Raw genomic sequence first — 23,461 nt, 5'->3', positions numbered from 1 at the left:
CCCGGATTCTGGGGAAATGAGCGAATCTTTCTCCCCTGCCTCTTTGATCAACAACAACAAAAAAAGGTACTGAAGAACCTTTTCTTTTAACTCTTAACTTTTTTGATACCGCATCCCTGGTAGTTGTGAAACGAAACCCATAAGTTCCAACTGTAATAAAGCACCGGAAACTGAGCCAGCAGGCATACCGGTTTGTTGGACAATAAAATCAAAGGGTAAAGGATCGCAAGCGATCGCATCCATTATCGTTTGCAATTCTGGCGATAAAGTTGGCAAACTTAACTGCTGTGGTGCTATTGAAGCCTCAATTCCATCAAGTTGTGGTATTGCTCCTAGCATTGTTAACAGTTCGTCTAATTCCTTAAGAATGAAAGTTGCTCCCTGACTCAATAACTTTAAGCACCCTTGGGATGGATAATCGTCCAATCTTCCAGGTAAGGCATAGACATCTCTGCCAAATTCATTGGCGTAGGTAGCAGTAATTAGGGCACCTGATTTTATTGGCGCTTCCATTACCAGAATGGCACGGCTTAAGCCTGCAATGATTCGGTTGCGACGGGGAAAGTGAGTGCGATCGGGTGGGGTTTTTGTGGGGTACTCACTCACGACTAAACCAGCCGTCAAAATTTGCTTATACAAATCCCGATTTTTATGTGGATAGATGACATCTACACCAGTTCCCAAAACTGCGATCGTTCTTCCACCTGCTTTCATGGCGGCGATGTGGCTTTCGGTGTCAATTCCCTCTGCCATCCCAGAGACAACTGTAAAGCCATTTTTCGCCAAAGCTGTACTAATTTGCCGAGTCCAACGGATACCATATTCTGAAGGTTGGCGGGTTCCGACAATTCCAACCATTGGTTTTTGTCCGAGATTTTCTTGGAGTTCGACTTCACCGCGATAGTATAAAATTGGCGGCGGACTGGGAGTTTCTAGCAGTAGGCGGGGATAATCTGCATCTGCTGGTGTCCAAAAATGGGAATTTTCCTGCTGGTGCTGAATGAATAGTTGTTCTGGGTGCAAACGCGATCGCTGTTGTACTACTTTTTCTAGTGTTTGAAAACCCAAACCTTCCACTTCTCCTAACTGTACTTTGGTAGCGTTCCAAGCGGTTGCCAGCGTACCAAAATGCTGTTGCAGTCGTCGCAGTAACACCGGGCCAATCCCTGAAATTTGCGCCCAAGCTAACCAATATGCACCTTCTTCTACCACCGTTCCATCCTCACACCTACTGGATTGAGTATTCCCAAATTAACGTGAGTTCGACAAGTCTTATTTGACCTCTCCCCCAGCCCCTCTCCGTGTCGGAGAGGGGAGCAAAAAGCGGAATTTTTCTTGCTCCTCCCTTTCCGTGTCGGAGAGGGAGGCTGGGAGAGAGAGGTTCATCGAACTCATGTTTGGGGTTGGCTGTTGATGGCGAGGTGGAGTTAAGGCAAGAGACGCGATGAATCACCGTCAAGACAAAGAACTTCTGCTTTTTCTTTCCCAATTCCCCTTGACTTTTGACTCTTGACTCTTGACTATTAACTATTGACTATCTATCTTCTGATCTTCTGTGATGAAATATTTTTATCGTCTTTTAATAAGCTTATCTGGGTGCTTAATATTTTTACTGCTACATAGTGTGCCTAGTTTGGCAGCCGAAAAGATTGTTATCAGGTACGGATTGTTTGAGCAATCGGTTCCGGTGGCAGATATACGCAACTATGACGAGACACAAAAGGCTTCTAGCGATTTGCAATCTTTCCTAAATTACCTCAGTCCTAAGGAGAAACAGAAGTTTCAAGATGCCCTAAAAGTGAAAATGTCTCTTGATATTGCGGCTTTAGATAAGCTGATAAATACAGGAATGGGCAAGCAAATTTTATCTTTTGCTTCCCAAGCGATCGCTCGTCGCGATCAATCCAGTACACAAGCGCTACGATCTGCCATTATTGTAGGAGCAAAATCACCAGAAGGTCTGGGAATAACTAGCTTTCTAGAAGCTTATCCCAGCAGTCAATTAGTTGTTGATGTGTCAAAAATTCAGAAGCTAGTCGGTATGGCAAATTTATCTTCTGGTTCTGCTGACGCACCGCCAAAAGACGATGTAAGTTCTTCACCTTTAGGGAAAATTGCCCTGCAATATCAGATACTCGCTGCCCAAGATAAACAGTTCTCAGGTTGTTTATTTGGCGATTCTGTCTCGGCTGAACTTGGTAATACTCTGGGGAATGGGACTTTTAATTTTGGGTTAAATGGTTTGAGTACAATCTCATTAGTGGAACAACTAAAAAGTCTAATTCCTACCAAGGTTAAATGTGAAAAAGCGATTATTGCTGTAGGTGGAAATGATGCTTGGTATGGGATTAGTGATGAGTTGTTTACCAAAAATCTGCAAGAGGCGATCGCACTTATCCGCACAATAGGAACTAAAGAGATTTTTCTGATTCCAGCTTTTTATTCAACAGTTGCAGCCAGCTTAGATCCAACTGTATCAGCGCCGCTTCCGAAAGTTGAACAAATTAATGTTCTGATTAATCAAGTTGCTGAAACAGAAAAAGTGCCAGTTGCAGCAGCAGGACTAGCACCATTATATGAAAATAATGTTCTTAAAGAAAATTTAACCAGTGATGGCGATCATCTAAATGCAGAAGGCCTAAAAATTTATCGGGAAGCATTATTGCAAATCCTGGGTAAGTAAGACAATTTTGGATTTTGGATTGATTAGAAGAAGAATTCAGAAGTCAGAATTCAGGAGTCAGAATCAATTGGATGGGGTTTTAAACCCGTTTATTCAGACGCTCGCAGACTCGCTTGCCACCGGCGCTATCCACCAGTCGCACAGAATTCAATTCTGAATTCTGGCTCCTGACTCCTGAATTCTGTTTGATAAAAAATCTAAAATCTAAAATATCCTTGTTAGGCTTTCCAACTCAAAAACCGTGCATAAAGATAAGCAATACCTTCATCCAGAATTGTCCGCACACCTTCGCTAGAACGCCACCAATTTGTTGAATTGTAATCTTGCGTTTTGGCAGCGATCACACCAACTTTAATATTAGGGGCAAGTATTTTTCTAAAAAGAAACCAACTTCTACGAGCATGAACATCTAAGGAAAAAAGATTAATTGATTCTATCTGTAAATTTGAATTGGATAGCCAGCGATGAAATTCGGCAGCAGAGGCATAACTCCGATCTTTAACTACGAAAGGTGTCGGAACAGCTATGACTTTTTCTGCTTCTAAACCGAGTTTTATGAAAGTGGCAGCTGACACTTCTGCAAAGTTCTTGTATCCGATAAGATAACTGCCTTTTCCTAATGTGCCTCCGGTAGTAATTATTTGCCGATAAGAACCAGTTTGAAATTCAGTCAAAGCTTTTTCTATAGCGTAATCTGGTAGCCATCCTTCAACAACTAATACTTCTGCTGATTCGATTGGGGAAGTTACGGCGAGAAATGAGTGTATATGAGTAAAAACGAAAAATATTAAATAAGCAATCAAAGCGATCGCAATTGCCCACCCCTGAGCCGTAAGTGTCCACATTTCTTGACGCTTGATTATTTTAATGTTGGGAAATTTTTGACACCGACGATTTCTTGTCTGCATTAAACCTTAGCTAAACGTTGTTCTTTTAAATAGGTAAACACAGACTTATCTCCAATATCAGCAGGAATTGCTTGCACTGTTTTTCGCAGGGCAAATACCAAAAATAACGTTGCCCAAATTCCTAATAAAACACTCTCCCCCTGAGTTGGTAAAATTCCTACTAAATGTCCTAACAACAATATCGGTACTATTGGGGTTAATACTTTGGTTTCTAGGCGATTGAAGCAAAAAGCCTCTTTAAAATAAATACCTGTCAAAGCAACGAAGATAAAACCAACTCCAAATAAGGTAATCGGTTGATTGTAAACAGCAAGAGCTAAAGGTTCACTACTAGTTATGGCCAGAATCACTGACGCTATAGTACCGATCGCCCAAAAAATTTGCAACGTTCGGTGTAGTGATGCCATGTAAATATGAATGGTAAATAAACTTACACCAAGAGCGAGACTAAAACAAGCATATAGAGGTGTGAGTGCAGTTATAACAGTTGGGTTATTGTTGAGTAAAACCAAAGCGCTGCCGATAGCAAAGCTCAGTGCTGCTATCATCAACCCAGCCCGGTAGATAATTACGCCAGTGTGATCGCTTTGAGTAATTGTAAATTCCCCAAACTGGCCTTGATAAACTTCTGGTGCAGAGAGTGTTTGTGTAGTCATAGTTGGCTAATGAAGATTGTTTTGTATATGTATTAATCTTGACAATTCTCAAAAAAAGCTAAAATATACATCTATTATCTGGTAATGGTTAGACTAAATTTTACCTGGGGATTCAAAGTAATCAGAAGCATCCAAAAATGGCAAAGAATAATCAGACGGTTCTGGCACTAACTTTACTTATCACAGCAAGTCTTATAGGTATATTTGCTGTTTTAGGCTGGATTGGATATTCGTTAACACGGTCTAAGTCTGAGAGCAAAAGTCCAGGAAATACTAATTTAGTCAACACAACTACTAATTCTAGCTCATTGAAGCAAATAGAAATTACCACAGCCCGCAATGTCGATTACAGCCAGTTGCAGAAATATTTACAAAGCAAAGATTGGCAAGGATCTGACCGAGAAACTTACCTGAGAATGCTAGATGTTGCAGGGACTAAGGCACTGGCTGAGGGTGCGATTGGGAAAGATGAAATGAATGCACTTTCGTGTGTTGATTTGAAAACCATTGACAGGCTTTGGAGTACAGCTAGTGATGGTAAGTTGGGCTTTAGCGCTCAAGAAAAAATTTTGAGGGAAGAAAAAAACGACTATCGCAAGATGTATGACGCGGTGGGATGGCAAACCTTAACAGGCGACTGGCTGATTCAGTGGAACTATAATCAGCAAACTAAAAGATACGAGTATAAACCTGGTAAGGAACCAAACTTTAAAACCTTCCCCCCAGGACATCTACCAACTGTGGAAAGAGGATATAACTTTGGTGTTTCTCTGGATGGGGCACTATCGAGATGCGGTATTTAAGTTAGCACCACTTGAAGCGTTTCTTGGCAATCTAACTGCAACTGTGAGTAAGCATTACCGCTATTAATGGCAATTTCTAGCCAGCCGTGACTGCCAACTAAAGCTATTATTTCTCCCAGTTTGACATCACTGTAAGTTTCACAACCTGGTATAGTCAACCCAGCTGCTTGTACATACCAAGTTTTGCCTTGTACGTAACTCCCTGGAATATTACTAACTAGGTTGCCAAAATTATCAATATATTGAATACAACCTACTACACCAGTCGTTGTTTGCTTGCAGTTGCCTATATCCAGTTTTACCAGACTTGCTGGATCAATTTCTTGTCCTAGCTGTTTGAGGGGGACACCACTAGCAAGATTAGCTGCTACTGGGGCAAAGATATCTCTACCGTGAAAAGTCTTGCTTGGTTGAGGAGTTCGCCAATAGTTAAGATTTGTAAGTTCAACGGCGGCGTAGGCGTAGCCCGTCGTAGACATCGCAGGACTTTGGCTGAGTACCCCGCTAAATATACCATTATCCGGGCCGACCAAAAACCCTTGAGCAAATTCTACTGCGATCGCTCGTCGCTTGCTTCCCACACCCGGATCTACTACTGCCAGATGCACTGTCCCAACTGGGAAATAGGGATAAGCATTCATCAAGCTAAACCTAGCGGCGGCGATATTTTGCGGCGGAATTTGGTGCGTTAAGTCTACCACCCTCAGCCTGGGGTTGATTTGGGCTATGACTCCCTTGATTATGCCTACATAAACATCGCGATCGCCGAAATCACTGAGCAAAGTTATAAGTGGTTGTTGATCTATCTGCTTCTTAGACATAATTTAAGATAAAATATCCATAAAGTTTTAATTTTCTGTAGCAACAGCTACAAAACGTGTGTTATGTTAAAAATGCAAGACATAAAGCAAAAAATTAAAGAGGGTAATCACTATGAGTCAAAATAGACTACAAAGTTTGAGCAAATCACGAGAAGCTCACAGAGCAAATATTCAAAAAAGCCTAGAGCATCGCTTAGAAGTAGCCAGAGCAAAAGGCGACGAACAACTGATTCGTCAATTAGAAGCTGAGATGAGGTATTCCAGCTAAATCAAGTTTTCATTGTTCATAGTTTTGTTGTGTAACCCGCTACGGCGGGTTATTTCTTTCTAGGGGTTTCCTGGCAATTTTGCCCTTACAGCATTTTTTAATTAATTGAATTGAATTGGGGACTAGTACCGCAAGGCGGAATTAAAAATTAAAAATTAAAAATGAATACAGCGTAAGCGTTTCATTGATTTGGAATGGTGAGGCAGTCCGGTCTTCTCCCAAGGGGAGACGCCAAGGGCGGAGCGTCAGGGGTGGTTTATTTACGCCGTGTTGTACTAGGAAGATTGAATGGGGATTTAGACCCCAAGCAAATCTTACTCAGACAATTTCCCAGTTCGCTAAGACTTTGGTTTATAAGTCGAAGCAACGTGCAATTCTTTCAACTGTTTAGCATCTACACTCGAAGGTGCATCTGTTAACAAACAACGCGCTTGTTGTGTCTTCGGAAAAGCAATTACATCTCGAATCGATTCTTCTCCAGCTAGCAACATTACCAAACGATCTAAACCGTAAGCGATGCCACCATGCGGCGGTGTACCATATTCAAATGCTTCTAAGAGAAAGCCAAATTTACTTTGTGCTTCTTCAGGAGATAACCCAATGGCTTCAAAAACTTGCTGTTGAATTTCTCGCTGATAAATCCGCAGACTTCCGCCGCCAACTTCTACGCCATTGAGTACTAAGTCATAAGCTTGGGCGCGTGCAGTTTTTAAATCGCTCAAATCATCGGGATGTGGTGCTGTAAATGGGTGGTGTAGTGCTTCTAGACGCTTTTCGTCGGCATTCCACTCGAACATCGGGAAATCTGTAATCCACAGCAAGTTGATTTTTTCTGGATCGATTAAGTTAAATTCTCTAGCGATCGCTTGTCGTAATCTATCTAAAGTTTTATTAACTGTAGCAGCTTCCCCTGCCCCAAACAACAGCAGATGTCCAGCCTTTGCACCTGTGCGGCGTAAAATTTCTTGTTTTTGTGCTTCGCTTAAGTTGTCTTTTATCGCCCCAATGGTGTCAATTTCGCCATCATCCCTAACGCGGATGTATGCTAAACCTCTAGCACCGGCTTCGCTGGCTTCTCTAAATAAGTCGCCGCCTGGTTTAATGCGGACGTTAGAAATTACATCGTTACCGTTGGGAATGGGCAGAATTTTGACAATACCACCATTAGTAACAGTGTCCCGAAAGACTTTGAAACCAGAATCTTTCACAATATCTGAGACATCAACTAATTCCAAACCATAGCGGGTATCTGGTTTATCACTCCCGTAACGTTCCATCCCTTCAGCGTAAGTCAGACGAGGGAAAGGGCGCTGTAACTCGATGCCTTTAACGGTTTTGAAGATATGAGAAACTAAATTCTCGTTTAGTTCGATAATTTCTTCTTGGGACATGAAGCTCATTTCCATGTCCAACTGAGTGAATTCCGGTTGTCTGTCGGCGCGTAAGTCTTCGTCACGAAAGCAACGGGCAATCTGATAATATCTATCTAAGCCGGATACCATCAGCAATTGTTTAAATAGCTGGGGTGATTGCGGCAAAGCATACCACTCGCCAGGATTGACGCGACTGGGCAGAACATAATCCCGCGCCCCTTCTGGGGTAGAACGGGTAAGTATTGGGGTTTCGACTTCGATAAAACCTTCCAAATCTTCCAGATAACGACGCATGGCTTTGACAATTTGATGACGCAGTTGCAAATTTTGCGCCATGCGATCGCGTCGCAAATCCAAATAACGATATTTCAGCCGCAAGTCTTCCCGCACTGTCTCGGTGTCAGCTACGGAAACTTGGAAAGGTAACTGTTTGCGAACAGCATTGAGGAGTTTAATTTTATCGGCGTAGATTTCTACCTCGCCTGTTGGGATGCGGGTATTCAGCGATTCTTCAGGACGTTGTGTTACCCTACCAGTGATTTCGACAACATATTCATTTCGTAGAGCATTCGCCTGTTCATAAGAATCTGGGGTGCGTTGCGGATCGCTGACGATTTGGACAATTCCAGAGCGATCGCGTAAATCTAAAAATATCACACCACCGTGATCGCGGCGACGGTCTACCCATCCGTAAAAGGTAACTGTTTCTCCAATATGTTCTTTTCGGAGTTCGCCGCAATAATGAGTTCGCATAAGTGTTAATTATTGTTTCCTGGGCTAGATTGGCAAGAAAATGTCAAAGCCTTCCCATTATCTAGCATCAATAGTAATTGTAGTAGTTCTGGTGAAATAAAAAATCAAATAATCTCAGACAATATATATAAAAGAATCAATGACACCACAAGGGTAAGTTTTACCTATTTTTACAATAGTTCCCGGAATTCATCACGGCTGATCTGACAGTCACGGAGTATCTGTGCTAACAAACCAGAACCAATTGTTTCACCAGAATGCACTATAACAACAGTTTGACGACCATCACTGTGTATCAAAAAATGGTGGCTGCCTCGTATTATTGCTACCTCGAAACCTGCTTTTTTTAAAGCTGTAATTACTTTCCGTCCAGTCAAACTCGGTAGTTTGCTCGTACTTAAACAGAAACCCTCTGCACACCGATAAACTCTAATGCTTCGGCATTTTCTTGTTCAACCTCTAAACAAAGTTCAATAGCTTCCTTAATCCGCTCTATCAGTTCGTCTAGAGATTTGGCTTGGGTCGCAACGCGATCCTGCCAGACTAGGCACGGAGACAACAAAATAACCTTCAGAGTCGCGTTCTATAATAACGTTAAATTCTCTGGTCATCTTAAGGTTGTTGTTTGGTGAGGTAATCTAATTTTAGAGTAGTTGAGTAGGTGCGATCGCAAAAGAAAGATTTAGGACATTAAAGTTTGACTGTTTTGATAGCTGATATGGATAAGCAACAGTAAAGTGATTTGTTAGAGGGAACAGTATTTGGTGGTGTCTCCCTTACTTGCGATCGCAGGATTTTACGATCCTCCTTTGAAAATTGCCGTCCAGCCATCAATTGTAATGCTGGTAACTAACACTACAACATTTCTTCTTAATGTTGTAGTGTTAAGGAGAAACATTGTAATGTTAATGACCAACGTTGTAATCTTAAGAAGAAACATTGTAATGTTAATGACCAACGTTGTAATTTCGATAAGCACACATTCATTGTACTGACGATAACATAAATATTACTAATATTTGCTTGAATATTCAAAGATGAGGGCGCATCATCAGGCCTGGATATCACGTATTTCATCCAAAATTTTATATTTTGCCAAAATCCAAAATATTGCAGAGTACAGTTGTATAAAATCTCATTAAAAACTTCTTGCTGACGCAATTATGCCGCCAGACTACTCCGGTCAAAATCTCCGAGGCCGCTCTTTTAAAGGTCAAAACCTGACTGGGGCAAACTTTAGCAAGGCGGATATTAAAGGGGCAAATTTTACCAACGCAATTCTTAAAAATGCTAATTTCACAGGTACTAAGGCTGGACTACAGCGACGTTGGACTATTGGGTTGCTTATCTCCTCATGGCTGCTATCAGGAATATCAGGGTTTTTCTCAATTACTTTTGGTGTATTTGTAGCATATCTTTTTAACACCGAAGCCCAAAGGACTGCAAACTTCATCGCGGGGATAGTCTGCCTAATTGTGATGCTGGTTTTTTGGATTATTACCATTTATAAGGGTTTGACAACAGGTTTAGGAACCGTAGCCTTTGCCTTCGCCTTTGCCTTTGCCTTCGCTTTTGCCGGAGCCGTAGCCTTTACCGGAGCCGGAGCCGCAGCTTTCGCCTTTGCTCTAGCCTTCGCTGTAGCCGTAGCCGTCGCCTTTGCTGGAGCCTTCGCTGTAGCCTTTGCCGGAGCCTTTGCCGTAGCTTTCACCGGAGCCTTCGCTGTAGCCTTTGCCGTAACCGTAACCGTAACCGTAGCCGTAGTCGTAGCCGTAGGCTTGACCGTAGCCTTTGCTCTAGCCTTCGCCTCATCTGTAGCCGGAGCCGGAGCTTTTGCCGTAGCCTTCACCGGAGGCTTTGCTGTAGTCTTTACATTATTTAGTGCTTACATTGGCTGGCGTAGTCTGGCTGGAAATGAAAAAGAAGCTTGGGTTCGCTCATTTGCAATCGCTTTTGCTGCTACAGGTGGAACCAGCTTCAGCAATGCCGATTTAACCGATGCTGATTTTACTGGCGCAACCCTCAAAAATACAGATTTCAGAAAGGCTAACCTCACACGCACTCGTTTTTATGAAGTTAAAAAATTGGACTTTGCTAGAGTAGGCGACTCAATATTAGCTAAACGAGATATTCTTAATTTGCTAGTAACTGGCAATGGTAGAGGAAAATCTTATGCTGGTGCGAATTTAAAAGGCGCAAACCTCATCGGTGCAGATTTAACAAAAGCGAATTTAAACAATGCTGATATTACAGAAGCCTCCTTCCAAGGCGCTTATTTAGCTTGGGCAAATCTAACTCTAGCTCAAGCTGTAGGTACTAACTTCACCAGCGCTCAAATGACAGGTGCTTGTCTGGAAGCGTGGAATATTGAAAGTACAACCAAATTAGATAACGTAGATTGTCGCTTTATCTATCTTCTAGAAAATCCAAAGCCTGAAACAGATGACCGCGAACGCCGTCCTAGTAGTGGCGAATTTCAACCAAGAGAATTTACTAAGCTATTTGAAGAAGTTTTAAATACTGTTGATTTAATTTTCCGTAATGGCATAGACTGGAAAGCTTTTGTTAACGCCTTCCAAACAGTACAAAATCAAAATGAAGACACAGAATTAGCTCTACAGAGTATTGAAAATAAAGGTGATGGCGTAGTAGTTGTTAAAGTTGGTGTACCTGATGGTGCTGATAAAGAGAAGATTCATAGCGATTTTACGCAAAATTATCAACTCGCACTGCAAGCTGTAGAAGAAAAATATAAGGCACAATTACAAGCTAAAGATGAACAAATAGTTATTTATCGCCAACAAAGTGGAGAGATGGCAGAGATTGTAAGATTATTAGCGAATAAACCAATTAATGTTCAAGTTGACAATAAAGTTGAGAATAAAAATATGACTAACAGCAATGATGCCAGCCGCAAGATTGAAATTGGTAGTGTAGGCAGAGATTTTAATGCCAGTGGACAAGCTTTAAACTTAGGTGATATTAGTGGTACGGTAACAAATACTATCAACCAGTTACCAGCATCATTAAAACCAGACAAACCGGGAATTAAAGAATTGTTGACGCAATTGCAAGCAGCGATTGAGGCTGATACAAACTTACCGCCAGAAGATAAAGCTGAGGCATTAGAACAGGTAAAAGCCTTAGCTGAAGCTGGGAAAAGCCCTCAACAAGGGGCACTGCAAAAGGCGGCGAAAACGGCTATTAAGATTTTAAAAGGGACAATTTCTAGTATACCCAGTGCCACAAAGTTGGTTGAACAGTGCAGCAATCTATTGCCGTTGATTTCAAATTTTCTGGGTTTAGGGTGATTTACTCTCAATTACAATCACGGTAGAGGCGTACATCTTGCGCCCCTACATTTAGTTGCGATCGCACTTTGCACTCTTCCCATCTTTAACGAGAATAACGGTTATTGAAGGTTTCCCAAGCAGCAATAGCAGCCTTTTGTAAGCGAAAGCTAAAGTCTTTCTGGATGATTTAGCTCCTGAACTACTTACTTATTCGGGAGAGTGACAGAATAGGGATAAACCCATAATCATTATTAGGACTCATAGTTCTTCGCCGTCATCAGGTAAATCAATTTTTGGCTCAACTTTTTCTCGTCCATAATTAGCCAAAGTCACCCCTTCTTCTAAATATACAGCAGAGTATTTACTCAACCCAATACGCTGTGCAGAGTAAATTCCTGAATGTCCTGAAAATAAATAGCTGACTACAGAGCCAATAGCAATAAATATTCCCGATTCTAGACCAAATAGTTCAATTCCCATTAAAGTAGATGCCAAAGGTGTATTTGCTGCACCTGCAAACACACCCACAAATCCCATTCCTGCTAATAGTGGTGCAGGTAGTGCTAAAAGCAGTGATAAAGCATTACCTAAAGTTGCACCAATAAAAAACAAAGGTGTCACTTCCCCACCCTTAAAACCTGCTCCTAAAGTTAGAGCAGTCAAACCTAATTTGGCTGCAAAATCCCAAGGAGGTAGCTGAGTGAAAAAAGAATCAACAATAGTAGGGATACCAAGCCCAATGTATTTGGTTGTACCACTCAACCCAACAATTACTGCTATCATTACACCGCCGATAAAAGGACGCATTGGAGGATAAGATATTTTTGCTTTAAATAAGTGGCTAATTTGGTGAGTTATTTTCGCAAAAAATTTTGCAACAATTCCAAAAATTGCACCTGCGATAATGGCAGAAATCAATCCCCAAATTGTGAGCGTCGGTATAGAGGGAGCGTGTCGATATGCTGTATGATGTAAACCTAATAGTAAAGTTACTTGATTCCCTACGATCGCAGCAATCAAAGAAGGAAAAAGAGCGTCGTAATTAATTTTACCAATAGCTAAAACCTCTAGACCAAATACGGTTCCAGCTAAGGGAGTGCCGAAAACGGAAGCGAATCCTCCACTGATACCTGCTGTTAACAAAATTCGCCGATTAGCTCCTTTAAAATGCAATACTTTAGTTAACTGGTCTGCTAAAGAAGCACCCATTTGTAATGCTGTACCTTCACGACCGGCTGAACCTCCAAAAAAATGGGTAAGGTCTGTTCCTAGTAAAACTAGAGGAGCCATACGGAAGGGAATAATATTTTTAGGATTGTGAATTTCTTCCAGTAAAAGGTTACTTCCAGCTTCTACAGTGCGACCGAATTGATGATAAATCCAACCACTTAAGAAGCCGCCAAGGGGAAGCAAGGCGATAATCCACCGATGTGATTCCCGCCAATCAGTTGCCCATTCTAATGATGCTAAAAGAGCCGCAGAGGCAGTTCCAGCAAGAATGCCGACCACAAAGGAAATAGGCAACCACTTAATTAGATGAGGTAAGGCAATAAATGGTTCAAACTGACGAAAGTGTTTCATACCATGACTCCTTGAAGTGCAATTTGTAGACAAATACTTTCTACAGGAGAGTCAGGTAATGCATTTAGCCAAGCCCTACTCTCCCGCAGTTAGCAAGGAAAGTAGGAGCCATCAGCCTTCCAGAAGAGAGTTTATCGCGCTGGAAAGGCGGTTTTGGCGAGCTCCATCGCCGTTAATTATCTAATTAATAGTACCATTTTTGCTGTAGGTCAATATCTTTGGTATTCTACGATATAGATAAATAATGCCTATAATTGGCGGTATTGTATGCTGCCATCATCAGAAACTAATTATCAGCCTGTTAAAGATTCTCAAACAAAACTAGATCGGTTTTTAGTTTGTGGGCTAGGAAGTTTGGGTCAGCATTGTGTTGCAGTACTGAAAGAGTATGGTGCTATTGTCAATGCTATCGATCAAGAACAACCCAAAAATTTGCAGGTATCAAATTTATCCAGTTTATTAGAACATTTATTAATCGGAGATTGCCGTCAAACCAGTATTTTAGAACAGGCAAATATTTCTCAGTGCCGAACTGTACTTTTAGTTACTGGTAATGAACGGGTAAATATAGAAGCTGCCTTTGCAGCAAGACTTTTAAATCCTCAAATTCGCCTGGTTGTACGTTCTGACAAACAAAATCTCAATGAACTTTTAAGTCAAACTCTTGGAAATTTTATTGCCTTTGAACCGAATCAAATTTCCGCTTCTGGCTTTGCTGTTGCAGCTCTTGGAGATGAGAATCTTGGATATTTCCAACTGGAGGAACGCCAATTTCGGGTAGTCAAACGTCAGATTAAAATGAGTGATAACTGGGGCAATAAATGGCGTATACATGAACTAAATACTTTATATCGTCGGGTATTGAATCATGCTAATGATTCGTCTCTCTTGCCTAAAGAATTTCATCAGTGGGAACCAGAAGCGATATTACACCCAGGTGATACGATTATTTATATTGAAGTTACAGAGCAAGTTAAAAGTTTGAAGCAACTTGCTACTGTACGTAAATACAACTGGCAGCAGTTATGGCAAGAAATTGTATTAGGCAGAGCGTGGAATAATTTCAAACATAAAATGGCATCTTTAGCGCGAACATTCTATCATTATCAGAGTTTGCGGGTGGCAATTATTTGTGGAATTACATTACTTTTTCTTTGGTGTTTTGGAATAATTATTTATATATTAAATTATCCTGGAAGTAACATAGTAGAAGCATTTTATGCTATTGCTATCTTACTTTTAGGAGGATATGGAGATGTTTTTGGCGGCGTGAATTTTAAAACACCACCAGAACCAGCGGAAAATATGCCTGGGTGGTTGCGATTGTTTAGCCTCGCACTAACTTTAACAGGTATAGGTTTTGTTGGGGTTTTATACGCGTTGCTAACTGATTCTCTGTTAAGTTCAAGATTTAAGTTTTTCAATACTTTTCAGCCATTAATCCCTCAAAAAGACCATGTTGTACTTATTGGCTTAAATCGAGTTGGACAGCGAGTCGCGGCTTTATTACAAGAATTCAAGCAGCCTTTAGTAGGTATTAGCAGCACAGCACTAAATGCCGATTTTCTCAACAAAATACCACTGATTATTGATAATATTGCTGATGCTCTAGGCAAGGTGAATCTCGCTAATAGTAAAAGTGTCGTTGTCGTTACGGACGATGATATGGAAAATTTGGAAATAGCTTTGATGGCATACGCTAAGAGTCCTAACACTCGTGTGATTATTAGGACTTACGACCAATATTTTCGTGATAACGTCGCACGCTTGTTTCCTTATGCTCAAGTTATTTGCACCTCTGCTATTTCAGCAGAAGTATTTGCTGCTGCTGCTTTTGGAGAAAATATTCTCAGCTTGTTCAACTTCGATGCTCAAACTATTTTGGTAGTAGAGTACACAATTGAAGCTGGAGATACACTGAATGGATTACTATTGGCTGAGGTTGCTTATGGTTATGGAGTTGTACCAATTTTATATCAAAGCCTGAAGCGATCGCCTGTTAAGTTAATGCCTGCCGATCATACACAACTGGCTGTTGGCGATCGCCTGGTTGTTCTAGCAAATAGCAATAGCCTCCAGCGAATTGAGCGAGGTGAAATGTTTTTGCGAAATTGGCAAGTACAAATTGAAGGAGTTTTAGCTCAAGATGCTATTTTTGATGGTGCAAATGAAATAAGTATAATATCGGGATGCAATATCGGCGTAGCTAGAGAGTTGATGCATAATTTGCCTGGACAGTTACCAGTAGCATTATATAAACAACAAGCTATGTTACTGGTGCGAAGACTTAGTAAATTAAGAGTTACTGCCCAGTTGAAATCATTTGTTGACGATTAAAATTTCATTAGAATAACGAGAGTTTGAAAGATGTTTTAAGTCTTACTTATATTTGCGAATATTTTTTTCTATTAATTACCTACAAGACAACGTGAGTTCGATGAACCTCTCCCTCCCAACCTCCCTCTCCAAAACGGAAAGGGAGGAGCAACGAAAAATTAAGCTTTTTGCTCCCCTCTCCGTGTCGGAGAGGGGCTGGGGGAGAGGTCAAATAAGACTTGTCGATGCCTCCGTGATGCCAACCATTTTATCTGGAAATACGAACGCATCTACGATCATGATTGGTGAAAATGCAGGCGACTTAATTAAGCCCTCCATTCAAGCGACCTAACAGTGGATCTCGTAGAGAGGAAAACGGAAAAGCGTCGCAACCCAACTCTCCCATGAGTTCTAGTAGTCCACCAGACCAATTTTGATGGATGAATAAGTTCGTAGTAAAGACTAAAGTCTTTGGCTTGAGCGCTTTAGCGCTCACTACGAACCAAGCATTGTTGACTTGGCAGACTACTAGATTATATCTGTAGTTAGAGTTTTACTAGTTGTAATTGGGCGATTATTCAGCCATTTGTGTGAGGCAAACAGTACGTGAATAGATGTACTTTATTATTCATAACAGCATAAAAAACAAGATCCTTACACTTTTAGCAAATTTTATTTACCGTGAATGTTCATCTAAATTTTCGGTTCTGGAAGCGAGTATTTACTTGTTTTACCTTAATTAGTTTAGTAACAGCTTGCGAATCAATTCAAGCACAGCAAATAACTGACCGACAATCCCAAGTTATTTTGGGTGATAGTAATGGCGAACTAACTGAGCAAGGTGCTGTGCGTACTTACTATATTTACACACCCAAGTCTTATTCTTCTAGTCGTCCTATGCCATTAGTTTTAGTATTTCATGGGGACGATGGTAGCGGGCGCTCAATTAGTAACGTCTCTCGATTTAATGAATTAGCAGAAAAAAAAGGGTTTATTGTAGTTTATCCTGATGGAATTGACCATAAATGGAGCCTGAGAAAGAAGGGCAAAAGGAATATTGATGATATCTCTTTTGTCAAGAATTTAATTAATCACTTACAGCAAGTTAGAAATATTGATAAGCGTAGAATCTACGCTACTGGCTTTTCTAGGGGTGGAATATTAACTCAGGCTTTGACTTGTCAACTATCTGATCAGATAGCAGCTTTTGCTTCTGTTGCTGGTTCTCTGCCAATGCGACTTGAACAAACATGCCAACCACTTCTTCCTGTATCAATACTGATGATTAACGGCACAAACGACCAATCTGTACATTATCAGGGTGACAAAAAGACTCAAAAAGGAGCGCTCGTTTCGATTCCGAAAGTAGTAAATTTTTGGCGCGATCGCAACCAATGTCCCACGTATACTGCAAATGGTGTAGCATTTGCCCTTAAAAATCAAAGCAGTAGCGATAGAGTTAAAACCTATTCCTACTCCGGTTGTAGCGCTGGTTCCGAGGTTTTAGAATTAGCTGTAGTTAATGGGGGACATCTTTGGTACGGTGGTACTTCTAGTGATAAAAATATTAATAAGTTCAATAACAACCTGGGTTTGGACTCAACTCTGACGATTTGGAATTTCTTTGAGCGTCATACTCTACCCCAGATTCCGGGCAAACACATCTGATCAATAAGAACACCTCAATCTCAATAAAGCCCAAAATAATCAGATGGTAGGCATCGTTTGTGGATCGTAACTGTGGCACTTGTTGTCATAAGTTCTCCCACTGCTTGCAAACATCATCTACGTCACAGAAGAACTAAATTTTAAATCAGCGATGCAATGATATTAATACTCATCGCTAAAATGGTGGTATTGAAAAAGAAGGATAATATGCTGTGTAACAGAGTCAAGCGCCTCATATTGCGGGATCTTGTCTCCACATCTGAAACTTGGCTAGTCATACCAATTACAAAAGAATAATATAAAAATTCCCAGTAGTCTGGATAATCGTTATTAGGAAAATCCAAACCTCCGGTGATTTCTTCATTATGATTACGATTTACATATTTGTAATAGCTATGTGCATATTGCACTGCAAACATCGTATGCACTAGTAGCCAAGAACTGACAATGGTCATAATTGAAAGTACGACATGTAGGGTCAGTAAAATTGTTGACAACCCTTTTTTATCACTTAGTAAAAAACCAATGGCTAAAACACTTGCACAAGCCGCAGCAATCACCAGCATGAATATAGCCAAATGTCCTTCGTATTCACTCTCAGCATAACGGCGAATTTTTTCCGGGTTCGCCTTGGTCATTTTCCACCAAGTTATGGCTAAAAAAAAGTCAACACCGGAGTTCCAAGCGCAGAGAATGCGAGTCGGTAAGTGTAGCCACTGGGGAAGGATTACTGAAACTAATACAGCAAGTCCGACAGCAATGATTAGTCGGGGGCGGGAGTCAAAGTTTTTAAATAAATTAAGTTTCACAAATATAGCGATCGCAGAGTTTAACTAATTCGTAATGTTTGGTGAAATACCAACACCAAATCATTATATCTACAGCTATGAATTATTTGAACTTGCCTCTAATCGTTTCTATCCGTTGACGATTAACACCCAAATCACTCTGACCTAAGCGTGACGCTGAACGCACTTGGATAACATTTGCATTCCGGTCTAGATAGAACTCTACATCATCTACAAATCCCAGTAAAGCACTTTTAAATTCTGCATACAAATAATCTTGGCTTTCGGTAATGATTTTAGTTCTTGGTAAAGACTGAATAATCTTTTTCAGATTAGTAATTGCTTGTTCTGGGGTAGATGTAAAAGTCAGTGGTGCAATTTTGTGAGAGGCATCTGCACTCTGACTAGAAACGCAATTAGGAGAATTAGGGCAGGATGCTAATTTACCGTTGCTAATACCTAAATTATTGGATCGTTTGCCAGCAAAAACCATAATTATATTCCGAGTAAGTGAATAAGTACACTGTCTTACATTTAGTCTTAACCAGTGTAATACTTTGTGGTAATCCCATCTTCTGGCAAATGACAGATTCACTAAAACATCGGTGATGCGTAGGCGTAGCCCGTCGTAGACATCGCTCTATCTAACTAGATTTTTTCCCAAAATAAAGCCTGTATTCATTGCTCAATCAAAGTTACAGGCTATTACTAATGTGATAAAATGCTCATACTCAATCCCAGTTAATCGTTTTGACTCTTGCGGATGTGATTCCATTCTTTCTAAAGGACTGGTCATTGTCTCTGCACCCAATTTTTTATTATTTCCTGATTCTCTCAGAATATTTATTTTAAAGATAGGTCTAATCGGATTCCTATATTCCCTTTTCTCTCTTCCCAGTTAAGAGTTCTCTCCCCATACAAGTAAGTTCAGGAATGAAATCGGATTCCTATATGATCCTGTAAGTATCGTCTAGGCGAAGACAGATTATGACGCAAACAATTTCAATTAACGACTCTGGGCGCTTGCAACTCACACCGCTAGAAATCCCATCCCGTCTGCTGTTAGGGCCTGGGCCATCCAATGCCCATCCCACAGTTCTCCAAGCGATGAATACCTCACCTGTTGGGCATCTTGATCCAGCTTTTCTCGCACTCATGGATGAAATTCAGTCGTTGCTACGCTATGTATGGCAAACAGAAAACTCACTTACCATTGCAGTTAGCGGTACGGGAACAGCTGCAATGGAAGCAACCATCGCCAATGCTGTAGAATCTGATGATGTGGTTTTAATTGGTGTAACTGGTTACTTCGGTAATCGCCTTGTGGATATGGCTGGACGTTATGGTGCTGATGTGCGAACCATTACCAAACCTTGGGGACAAGTCTTCAACCTTGATGAACTGCAAACTGCCTTAAAAACTCATCGTCCAGCTATCTTAGCTCTAGTTCATGCTGAAACTTCTACTGGCGCACGTCAACCATTGGAAGGGGTAGCTGATTTGTGCAGTGAATTTGGTACTTTGCTACTGGTGGATACGGTGACAAGTTTGGGTGGTGTCCCCTTGTTTTTGGATGCTTGGGGAGTTGATTTAGCCTATAGTTGCAGTCAAAAAGGGTTGGGTTGCCCGCCAGGTGCTTCTCCCTTTACGATGAGTGCGCGTGCAGTTGAGAAATTGCAACAGCGCCAAACAAAGGTTGCAAACTGGTATTTGGATATGTCGTTACTGGGCAAGTATTGGGGGACTGAACGCACCTATCACCACACAGCACCGATTAATTTATACTATGCCTTGCGGGAAGCATTACGCTTGCTGGCAGAAGAGGGGTTAGCAAATTCTTGGCAGCGGCATCAAAAAAACGTAGAGTATCTCTGGGAAGGGTTGGAAAACTTAGGACTGAGTTTGCATGTTGAGCAAGAATATAGACTACCAACGTTGACCACTGTCCGCATTCCCGCCGGTGTAGATGGTAAAGCGATCGCACGACAGTTACTCAATGAACATAATATTGAAATTGGCGGTGGTCTTGGCGAACTCGCGGGCCTTGTTTGGCGCGTCGGATTGATGGGCTTTAATAGTCGTAAAGAAAGTGTTGACCAACTTTTAGCAGCGCTGCGGCAAGTTTTACCTAAGTAGCTTTTGTATCGTCAGGTGCGTTAACAGTAAGATAACGCACCGAAAAAAGAACGTAAGCGCAGCCCGTCATAGGCATCGCGCTAACATTATTTGAGAATTAAATGTCAGCCGAAACAATCGCTGCTATATCTATATATCTACAATGATCGATTGGCTTTACCGTTACCCACCTTTGTATCCTGGTATTTTACTCAAGCGTTACAAGCGGTTTTTTGCAGATGTTCAACTGACTTCTGGCGAGATAGTGACTGCACACTGTCCCAATACAGGGCCAATGACTGGAGTATCGACTCCCCAAAGTGTGGTGCAGCTTTCCAAAAGTGATAATCTTAACCGCAAATTGGCTTACACTTTAGAACTAATTCAAGTACATGACAACGAGCCGACTTGGGTGGGCATAAATACATTTTTGCCCAATCGGGTGGTAAAGCTAGCTTTGGCGAAACACCTTTTCCCAGAATTGGGCGACTATAGTCAAATTAAGGGCGAGGTAGTTTATGGACTAGACAAAAAAAGTCGAGTCGATTTTTTCTTGACGGGGAGTGATGAGGAACGCCCGATTTATTTAGAAGTAAAAAATACAACTTTGTCTGAAGGGAGATTAGCCCTATTTCCTGACACGGAGACTACAAGAGGGCAAAAACACTTGCGAGAACTAATGGCGCTACTACCTTTAACTCGCGCAGTGATGCTTTACTTTATCAATCGCAGCGATTGTATCGAGTTCTCCCCTGGCGATCGCACAGATCCTATATATGGTAAATTATTGCGAGATGCGATCGCTCTCGGTTTAGAAGTATTACCTTGTCGTTTTGATATTTCCCCCGAAGGTATCCGTTACTTGGGTTTGGCAAAACTAAAAATTTAATTACATCTAAATAAGCACAAAAGAGACTAGCAATTGCAACATCTCTACAGGCATGAAACAATAAATCCATCTAGACAGTATCTAGATGGATTTATTGGTAGTTGGTATTTAATAAAAAACATCCAACCAGGCTGTAATTAAAAAACGACTATAGGTAGTCGCCGCCCCAGAAATAGCATTCGCTATTCTGACGCTTGCTTATGCAGGAATCAAAACGGTGTCAATTACGTGGATGACACCGTTATCAGCAGCAACATCTGCTGTTGCAACTTTTGCATCATTGATCTTAACGCCATTAGAAGCGTCAATTTTGACATCTGAACCTTCAACTGTTTTAGCTGTCTTCAATTTAACTACATCAGCTGCCAGTACTTTGCCTGAAACAACATGATAGGTCAAGATTTTCTTGAGCTTAGGAATATCTTTCAGTAATGCGTCTACTGTACCTGCTGGAAGCTTATTAAATGCTGCATCAGTAGGTGCGAAGACGGTAAATGGGCCAGCGCCTTTCAGTGTATCTCCCAAACCAGCCGCTTCGATTGCTGCAATTAGTGTCTTGAAAGAACCATTGTTAGTGGCAGTGTCAATAATGTTGGCCATGTGTTTTACCTAGTTCTGTGTAACTTGTTACAAATCTAAACTAATTTTTTAATAAAATCTATCTATCATTAGGGGTATGTTAAATCAATTTGTTTATTGATATCATAAAAACTTATATATATTTTTATACAAATAAAGAATTATGTGTGCATTATATGGGCGGATTAGTTATAAGCACTTCTGGGTGCGATCGCTGTTTAAGCTAAAACGCATCTAATTTGCATCTCAAAATTTTCTCAATATCTTGTGGGGTGGACAACATAAGCGCCCTGATTATGCAATTTGAATGCCGATTAGCTTACTAGCAAATATACCAGGCGATTTCTATGAGACTGTTGGCAAATTGATAGAGGGTCTAACGCATCATTCCTCGTTAGTCTGATTTCAGTCCGTTTCAACGGACTTGAGCCATTAGCCCGAAATTTATTTCATGGTGGGAAAGCAACGCCAAACCAATGTTTTAGGGGTGAGGGGTCAAACCCACCGTGAATTGACCAACAGTCTCATAAAATTCGCCAGGGCAGGCGTGTTTTTATAAAAGCGAGATGCTCCCCACCTGTTTTACCAAAAAAGTTAGATAAAATAATAGCTAAAAGTATTTTGTTGGTATAAATGAGGATTTTAGATATCTATAAGCTATATGGTGATTTTATCTATAACCGATGCTCTATAAAGAGTTTAGGGCTTTTTCAGGGTTTATCTGTACCTGCCCCAGCTTTTTGTCAGGGTTTTGTAACCAAAAAAGTTGGTATTTAGTATGTTTAGCTGATATTATTTCATCACTAAATACATTTCACTCGCTGTTTGTGTAATTCTACTTGGAAATAATAAACCGCTCATTATACTGCTAATGCTTTTGGCAATTGTAATTGACCGTTTATTTCCAAGAATTTATTATGCGTAGAACTTACGCTAAACCCCTCTCTAACTCCCATTCATCTATATCCTCTGCCATCTCTGTGGCTGGTTTTTCACATACCTGTGCGTCAGTTAGATATGGCAAAAATCAGACTTTTAGGTAATATTTTCCCCAAACTATAACTTTCATGAACAGAAGAAGATTTATTGCTTGGATTGCTACGGCATTTACCAGCCTGATGCTGGTAATAGGCTTTCAGTTTGTCAATTTATCACCAGCAAGCTCCGTAACCACACTTAACGTATATGCGGCTGTCAGCTTAACAAACGCCCTGAATGCCATTAAAACTCAATACCAAAGTGCTAACCCAAGCGTCAATATTGTTTATACATTTGGTGCTTCTGGTACCTTACTAAGTCAAATACAAGCAGGAGCGCCAGCAGACATTTTCATTTCTGCTGCTACCGATCAAATAGATGTATTGCAGAATTCAAGCCCTAGTAAATTGGTTGCAGGTAGCCGTAAGAACATTGTCAGAAACCGTCTAGTTTTGATTGCTCCTACGACACCTCCTGTTAGCGCTGGTAGTGCTGCTCTCACTAGCTTCAATGGTTTGACTAATACCAATATTAGTGGTGTTGCCATAGGTGACTACACAGGTACTCCTCCAGTCGTGCCAGCAGGAAATTATACCAAACAAGTTCTCACTAGCCGAGGTATTTTCAGTACTCTTACCCCTAAGTTATACCTTGCTAGCAATGTGCGTAACGTTTTAACTGCTGTTGAAAATAAAGCTTCTGTCACGATTGGAGGTGTAAATAAAACTATCGATGCAGGTGCCGTTTACAAGACTGATGCTGCCATTTCTAACAAAGTAAGAGTCGTAGAAACTGCCCTAACAACAGAGAGCGATCCGATTGTCTATCCACTGGGTATACTCACCAGAACTACAGTTTTAACGACAGCACAAAGTTTTTCTACCTACTTAACTGGTACTACTGCTCAGAATATCTTCAGAAATAATTATGGGTTTCTTGCGCCTTAATTACCCAAAGTAAATCAATTAAGTAGTCGTTGCCGTGAATTTTGA

20 protein-coding genes, 1 pseudogene and 1 riboswitch are annotated in these 23,461 nt (G+C 40.9%); of the genes and pseudogenes, 10 read left to right on the top strand and 11 right to left on the bottom strand.

The window, feature by feature from the left end; all coding sequences use genetic code 11:
* Positions 1-93: 93 nt before the first annotated feature.
* Positions 94-1,212, bottom strand: a complete 1,119-nt coding sequence (gene dprA / locus V7L31_RS00705; RefSeq protein WP_334694474.1) for a DNA-processing protein DprA — start codon at positions 1,210-1,212, stop codon at positions 94-96.
* Positions 1,213-1,624: 412 nt separating this feature from the next.
* On the opposite strand from dprA, the gene V7L31_RS00700 reads away from it, so the two are divergent.
* Complete coding sequence (locus V7L31_RS00700) at positions 1,625-2,683, top strand: alpha/beta hydrolase (protein ID WP_334694473.1); 1,059 nt, start codon at positions 1,625-1,627, stop codon at positions 2,681-2,683.
* Between the two features lie 218 nt (positions 2,684-2,901).
* Here V7L31_RS00700 and V7L31_RS00695 read toward each other — a convergent pair whose 3' ends face one another.
* On the bottom strand, positions 2,902-3,591 hold the full coding sequence (locus tag V7L31_RS00695; RefSeq protein ID WP_334694472.1) for an ElyC/SanA/YdcF family protein: 690 nt from the start codon (positions 3,589-3,591) through the stop codon (positions 2,902-2,904).
* On the bottom strand, positions 3,591-4,247 hold the full coding sequence (locus V7L31_RS00690) for a DUF2301 domain-containing membrane protein (protein WP_334694471.1): 657 nt from the start codon (positions 4,245-4,247) through the stop codon (positions 3,591-3,593). Before V7L31_RS00690 ends, V7L31_RS00695 begins: the two co-directional genes overlap by 1 nt.
* Before the next feature lie 137 nt (positions 4,248-4,384).
* Between V7L31_RS00690 and V7L31_RS00685 the strand changes: the two genes are divergently transcribed.
* Positions 4,385-5,050: a GUN4 domain-containing protein gene (locus V7L31_RS00685; protein WP_334694470.1), complete on the top strand. Its 666-nt coding sequence runs from the start codon at positions 4,385-4,387 to the stop codon at positions 5,048-5,050.
* Here V7L31_RS00685 and V7L31_RS00680 read toward each other — a convergent pair.
* Complete coding sequence (locus V7L31_RS00680; RefSeq protein WP_334694469.1) at positions 5,047-5,871, bottom strand: SAM hydrolase/SAM-dependent halogenase family protein; 825 nt, start codon at positions 5,869-5,871, stop codon at positions 5,047-5,049. The two genes, V7L31_RS00685 and V7L31_RS00680, sit on opposite strands and share 4 nt — an antisense overlap.
* 112 nt (positions 5,872-5,983) lie before the next feature.
* Here V7L31_RS00680 and pirA point away from each other — a divergent pair, with 112 nt between their 5' ends.
* Positions 5,984-6,139 (top strand): arginine synthesis PII-interacting regulator PirA, encoded by a 156-nt coding sequence (gene pirA, locus V7L31_RS00675; protein WP_334694468.1) that lies wholly within the window; start codon positions 5,984-5,986, stop codon positions 6,137-6,139.
* Positions 6,140-6,477: 338 nt separating this feature from the next.
* On the opposite strand, the gene aspS is transcribed toward pirA, so the two are convergent.
* From aspS to V7L31_RS00660, 3 genes are all read right to left on the bottom strand, one after another.
* Complete coding sequence (gene aspS, locus V7L31_RS00670; RefSeq protein ID WP_334694467.1) at positions 6,478-8,265, bottom strand: aspartate--tRNA ligase; 1,788 nt, start codon at positions 8,263-8,265, stop codon at positions 6,478-6,480.
* 170 nt (positions 8,266-8,435) lie between these two features.
* On the bottom strand, positions 8,436-8,642 hold the full coding sequence (locus V7L31_RS00665; RefSeq protein ID WP_334694466.1) for a type II toxin-antitoxin system HicA family toxin: 207 nt from the start codon (positions 8,640-8,642) through the stop codon (positions 8,436-8,438).
* A 20-nt stretch (positions 8,643-8,662) separates the two neighbouring features.
* Complete coding sequence (locus V7L31_RS00660) at positions 8,663-8,824, bottom strand: type II toxin-antitoxin system HicB family antitoxin (RefSeq protein WP_334694465.1); 162 nt, start codon at positions 8,822-8,824, stop codon at positions 8,663-8,665.
* A 604-nt stretch (positions 8,825-9,428) separates the two neighbouring features.
* On the opposite strand from V7L31_RS00660, the gene V7L31_RS00655 reads away from it, so the two are divergent.
* Positions 9,429-11,573, top strand: a complete 2,145-nt coding sequence (locus tag V7L31_RS00655; RefSeq protein WP_334694464.1) for a pentapeptide repeat-containing protein — start codon at positions 9,429-9,431, stop codon at positions 11,571-11,573.
* 240 nt (positions 11,574-11,813) lie between these two features.
* Here the strand turns inward: V7L31_RS00655 and V7L31_RS00650 are convergent, their stop codons facing one another.
* Positions 11,814-13,136, bottom strand: a complete 1,323-nt coding sequence (locus V7L31_RS00650; RefSeq protein WP_334694463.1) for a voltage-gated chloride channel family protein — start codon at positions 13,134-13,136, stop codon at positions 11,814-11,816.
* Between the two features lie 95 nt (positions 13,137-13,231).
* A riboswitch (Fluoride riboswitch) is annotated at positions 13,232-13,316 on the bottom strand.
* A gap of 87 nt (positions 13,317-13,403) precedes the next feature.
* Between V7L31_RS00650 and V7L31_RS00645 the strand changes: the two genes are divergently transcribed.
* From V7L31_RS00645 to V7L31_RS00635, 3 genes and pseudogenes are all read left to right on the top strand, one after another.
* Positions 13,404-15,473 (top strand): potassium channel family protein, encoded by a 2,070-nt coding sequence (locus V7L31_RS00645; protein ID WP_334694462.1) that lies wholly within the window; start codon positions 13,404-13,406, stop codon positions 15,471-15,473.
* A gap of 211 nt (positions 15,474-15,684) precedes the next feature.
* Positions 15,685-15,804, top strand: a pseudogene (locus tag V7L31_RS32505) (GMC oxidoreductase); the annotation flags it as partial.
* 329 nt (positions 15,805-16,133) lie between these two features.
* Complete coding sequence (locus V7L31_RS00635; protein ID WP_334694460.1) at positions 16,134-17,120, top strand: extracellular catalytic domain type 1 short-chain-length polyhydroxyalkanoate depolymerase; 987 nt, start codon at positions 16,134-16,136, stop codon at positions 17,118-17,120.
* A gap of 140 nt (positions 17,121-17,260) precedes the next feature.
* Here V7L31_RS00635 and V7L31_RS00630 read toward each other — a convergent pair whose 3' ends face one another.
* Together V7L31_RS00630 and V7L31_RS00625 are read right to left on the bottom strand one after the other, a co-directional pair.
* The gene (locus tag V7L31_RS00630; RefSeq protein ID WP_334694459.1) at positions 17,261-17,929 is read right to left on the bottom strand and encodes a DUF1345 domain-containing protein; all 669 of its coding nucleotides are present in this window, start codon (positions 17,927-17,929) and stop codon (positions 17,261-17,263) included.
* 82 nt (positions 17,930-18,011) lie between these two features.
* Entirely contained in the window at positions 18,012-18,401 is a 390-nt protein-coding gene (locus V7L31_RS00625; RefSeq protein WP_334694458.1) for a DUF1499 domain-containing protein, read from the bottom strand.
* A gap of 494 nt (positions 18,402-18,895) precedes the next feature.
* Between V7L31_RS00625 and V7L31_RS00620 the strand changes: the two genes are divergently transcribed.
* Both V7L31_RS00620 and sfsA read left to right on the top strand, forming a co-directional pair.
* The gene (locus V7L31_RS00620) at positions 18,896-20,044 is read left to right on the top strand and encodes an alanine--glyoxylate aminotransferase family protein (protein WP_334694457.1); all 1,149 of its coding nucleotides are present in this window, start codon (positions 18,896-18,898) and stop codon (positions 20,042-20,044) included.
* A 142-nt stretch (positions 20,045-20,186) separates the two neighbouring features.
* Entirely contained in the window at positions 20,187-20,912 is a 726-nt protein-coding gene (gene sfsA / locus V7L31_RS00615) for a DNA/RNA nuclease SfsA (protein WP_334694456.1), read from the top strand.
* Positions 20,913-21,110: 198 nt separating this feature from the next.
* On the opposite strand, the gene V7L31_RS00610 is transcribed toward sfsA, so the two are convergent.
* Positions 21,111-21,512, bottom strand: coding sequence for a fasciclin domain-containing protein (locus V7L31_RS00610; protein WP_334694455.1), 402 nt, complete (start codon positions 21,510-21,512; stop codon positions 21,111-21,113).
* A gap of 1,046 nt (positions 21,513-22,558) precedes the next feature.
* Here V7L31_RS00610 and modA point away from each other — a divergent pair.
* Entirely contained in the window at positions 22,559-23,416 is an 858-nt protein-coding gene (gene modA / locus V7L31_RS00605) for a molybdate ABC transporter substrate-binding protein (RefSeq protein WP_334694454.1), read from the top strand.
* Positions 23,417-23,461 lie beyond the last annotated feature (45 nt).

Origin of the sequence: Nostoc sp., assembly GCF_036916655.1 — a bacterium.
Classification (GTDB): Bacteria; Cyanobacteriota; Cyanobacteriia; order Cyanobacteriales; family Nostocaceae; genus Nostoc.
The sequence above is the reverse complement of the archived record's forward strand: the minus strand, read 5'-3'. Positions and strand labels throughout refer to the sequence as shown.

Coding starts and splice junctions, on each gene's coding strand:
- V7L31_RS00695 (WP_334694472.1), bottom strand. CDS start 3,591: ATGCAGACAAGAAATCGTCGGTGTCAAAAATTTCCCAACATTAAAATA.
- V7L31_RS00690 (WP_334694471.1), bottom strand. CDS start 4,247: ATGACTACACAAACACTCTCTGCACCAGAAGTTTATCAAGGCCAGTTT.
- V7L31_RS00685 (WP_334694470.1), top strand. CDS start 4,385: ATGGCAAAGAATAATCAGACGGTTCTGGCACTAACTTTACTTATCACA.
- V7L31_RS00680 (WP_334694469.1), bottom strand. CDS start 5,871: ATGTCTAAGAAGCAGATAGATCAACAACCACTTATAACTTTGCTCAGT.
- pirA (WP_334694468.1), top strand. CDS start 5,984: ATGAGTCAAAATAGACTACAAAGTTTGAGCAAATCACGAGAAGCTCAC.
- aspS (WP_334694467.1), bottom strand. CDS start 8,265: ATGCGAACTCATTATTGCGGCGAACTCCGAAAAGAACATATTGGAGAA.
- V7L31_RS00655 (WP_334694464.1), top strand. CDS start 9,429: ATGCCGCCAGACTACTCCGGTCAAAATCTCCGAGGCCGCTCTTTTAAA.
- V7L31_RS00650 (WP_334694463.1), bottom strand. CDS start 13,136: ATGAAACACTTTCGTCAGTTTGAACCATTTATTGCCTTACCTCATCTA.
- V7L31_RS00645 (WP_334694462.1), top strand. CDS start 13,404: ATGCTGCCATCATCAGAAACTAATTATCAGCCTGTTAAAGATTCTCAA.
- V7L31_RS00625 (WP_334694458.1), bottom strand. CDS start 18,401: ATGGTTTTTGCTGGCAAACGATCCAATAATTTAGGTATTAGCAACGGT.
- V7L31_RS00620 (WP_334694457.1), top strand. CDS start 18,896: ATGACGCAAACAATTTCAATTAACGACTCTGGGCGCTTGCAACTCACA.
- sfsA (WP_334694456.1), top strand. CDS start 20,187: ATGATCGATTGGCTTTACCGTTACCCACCTTTGTATCCTGGTATTTTA.
- V7L31_RS00610 (WP_334694455.1), bottom strand. CDS start 21,512: ATGGCCAACATTATTGACACTGCCACTAACAATGGTTCTTTCAAGACA.
- modA (WP_334694454.1), top strand. CDS start 22,559: ATGAACAGAAGAAGATTTATTGCTTGGATTGCTACGGCATTTACCAGC.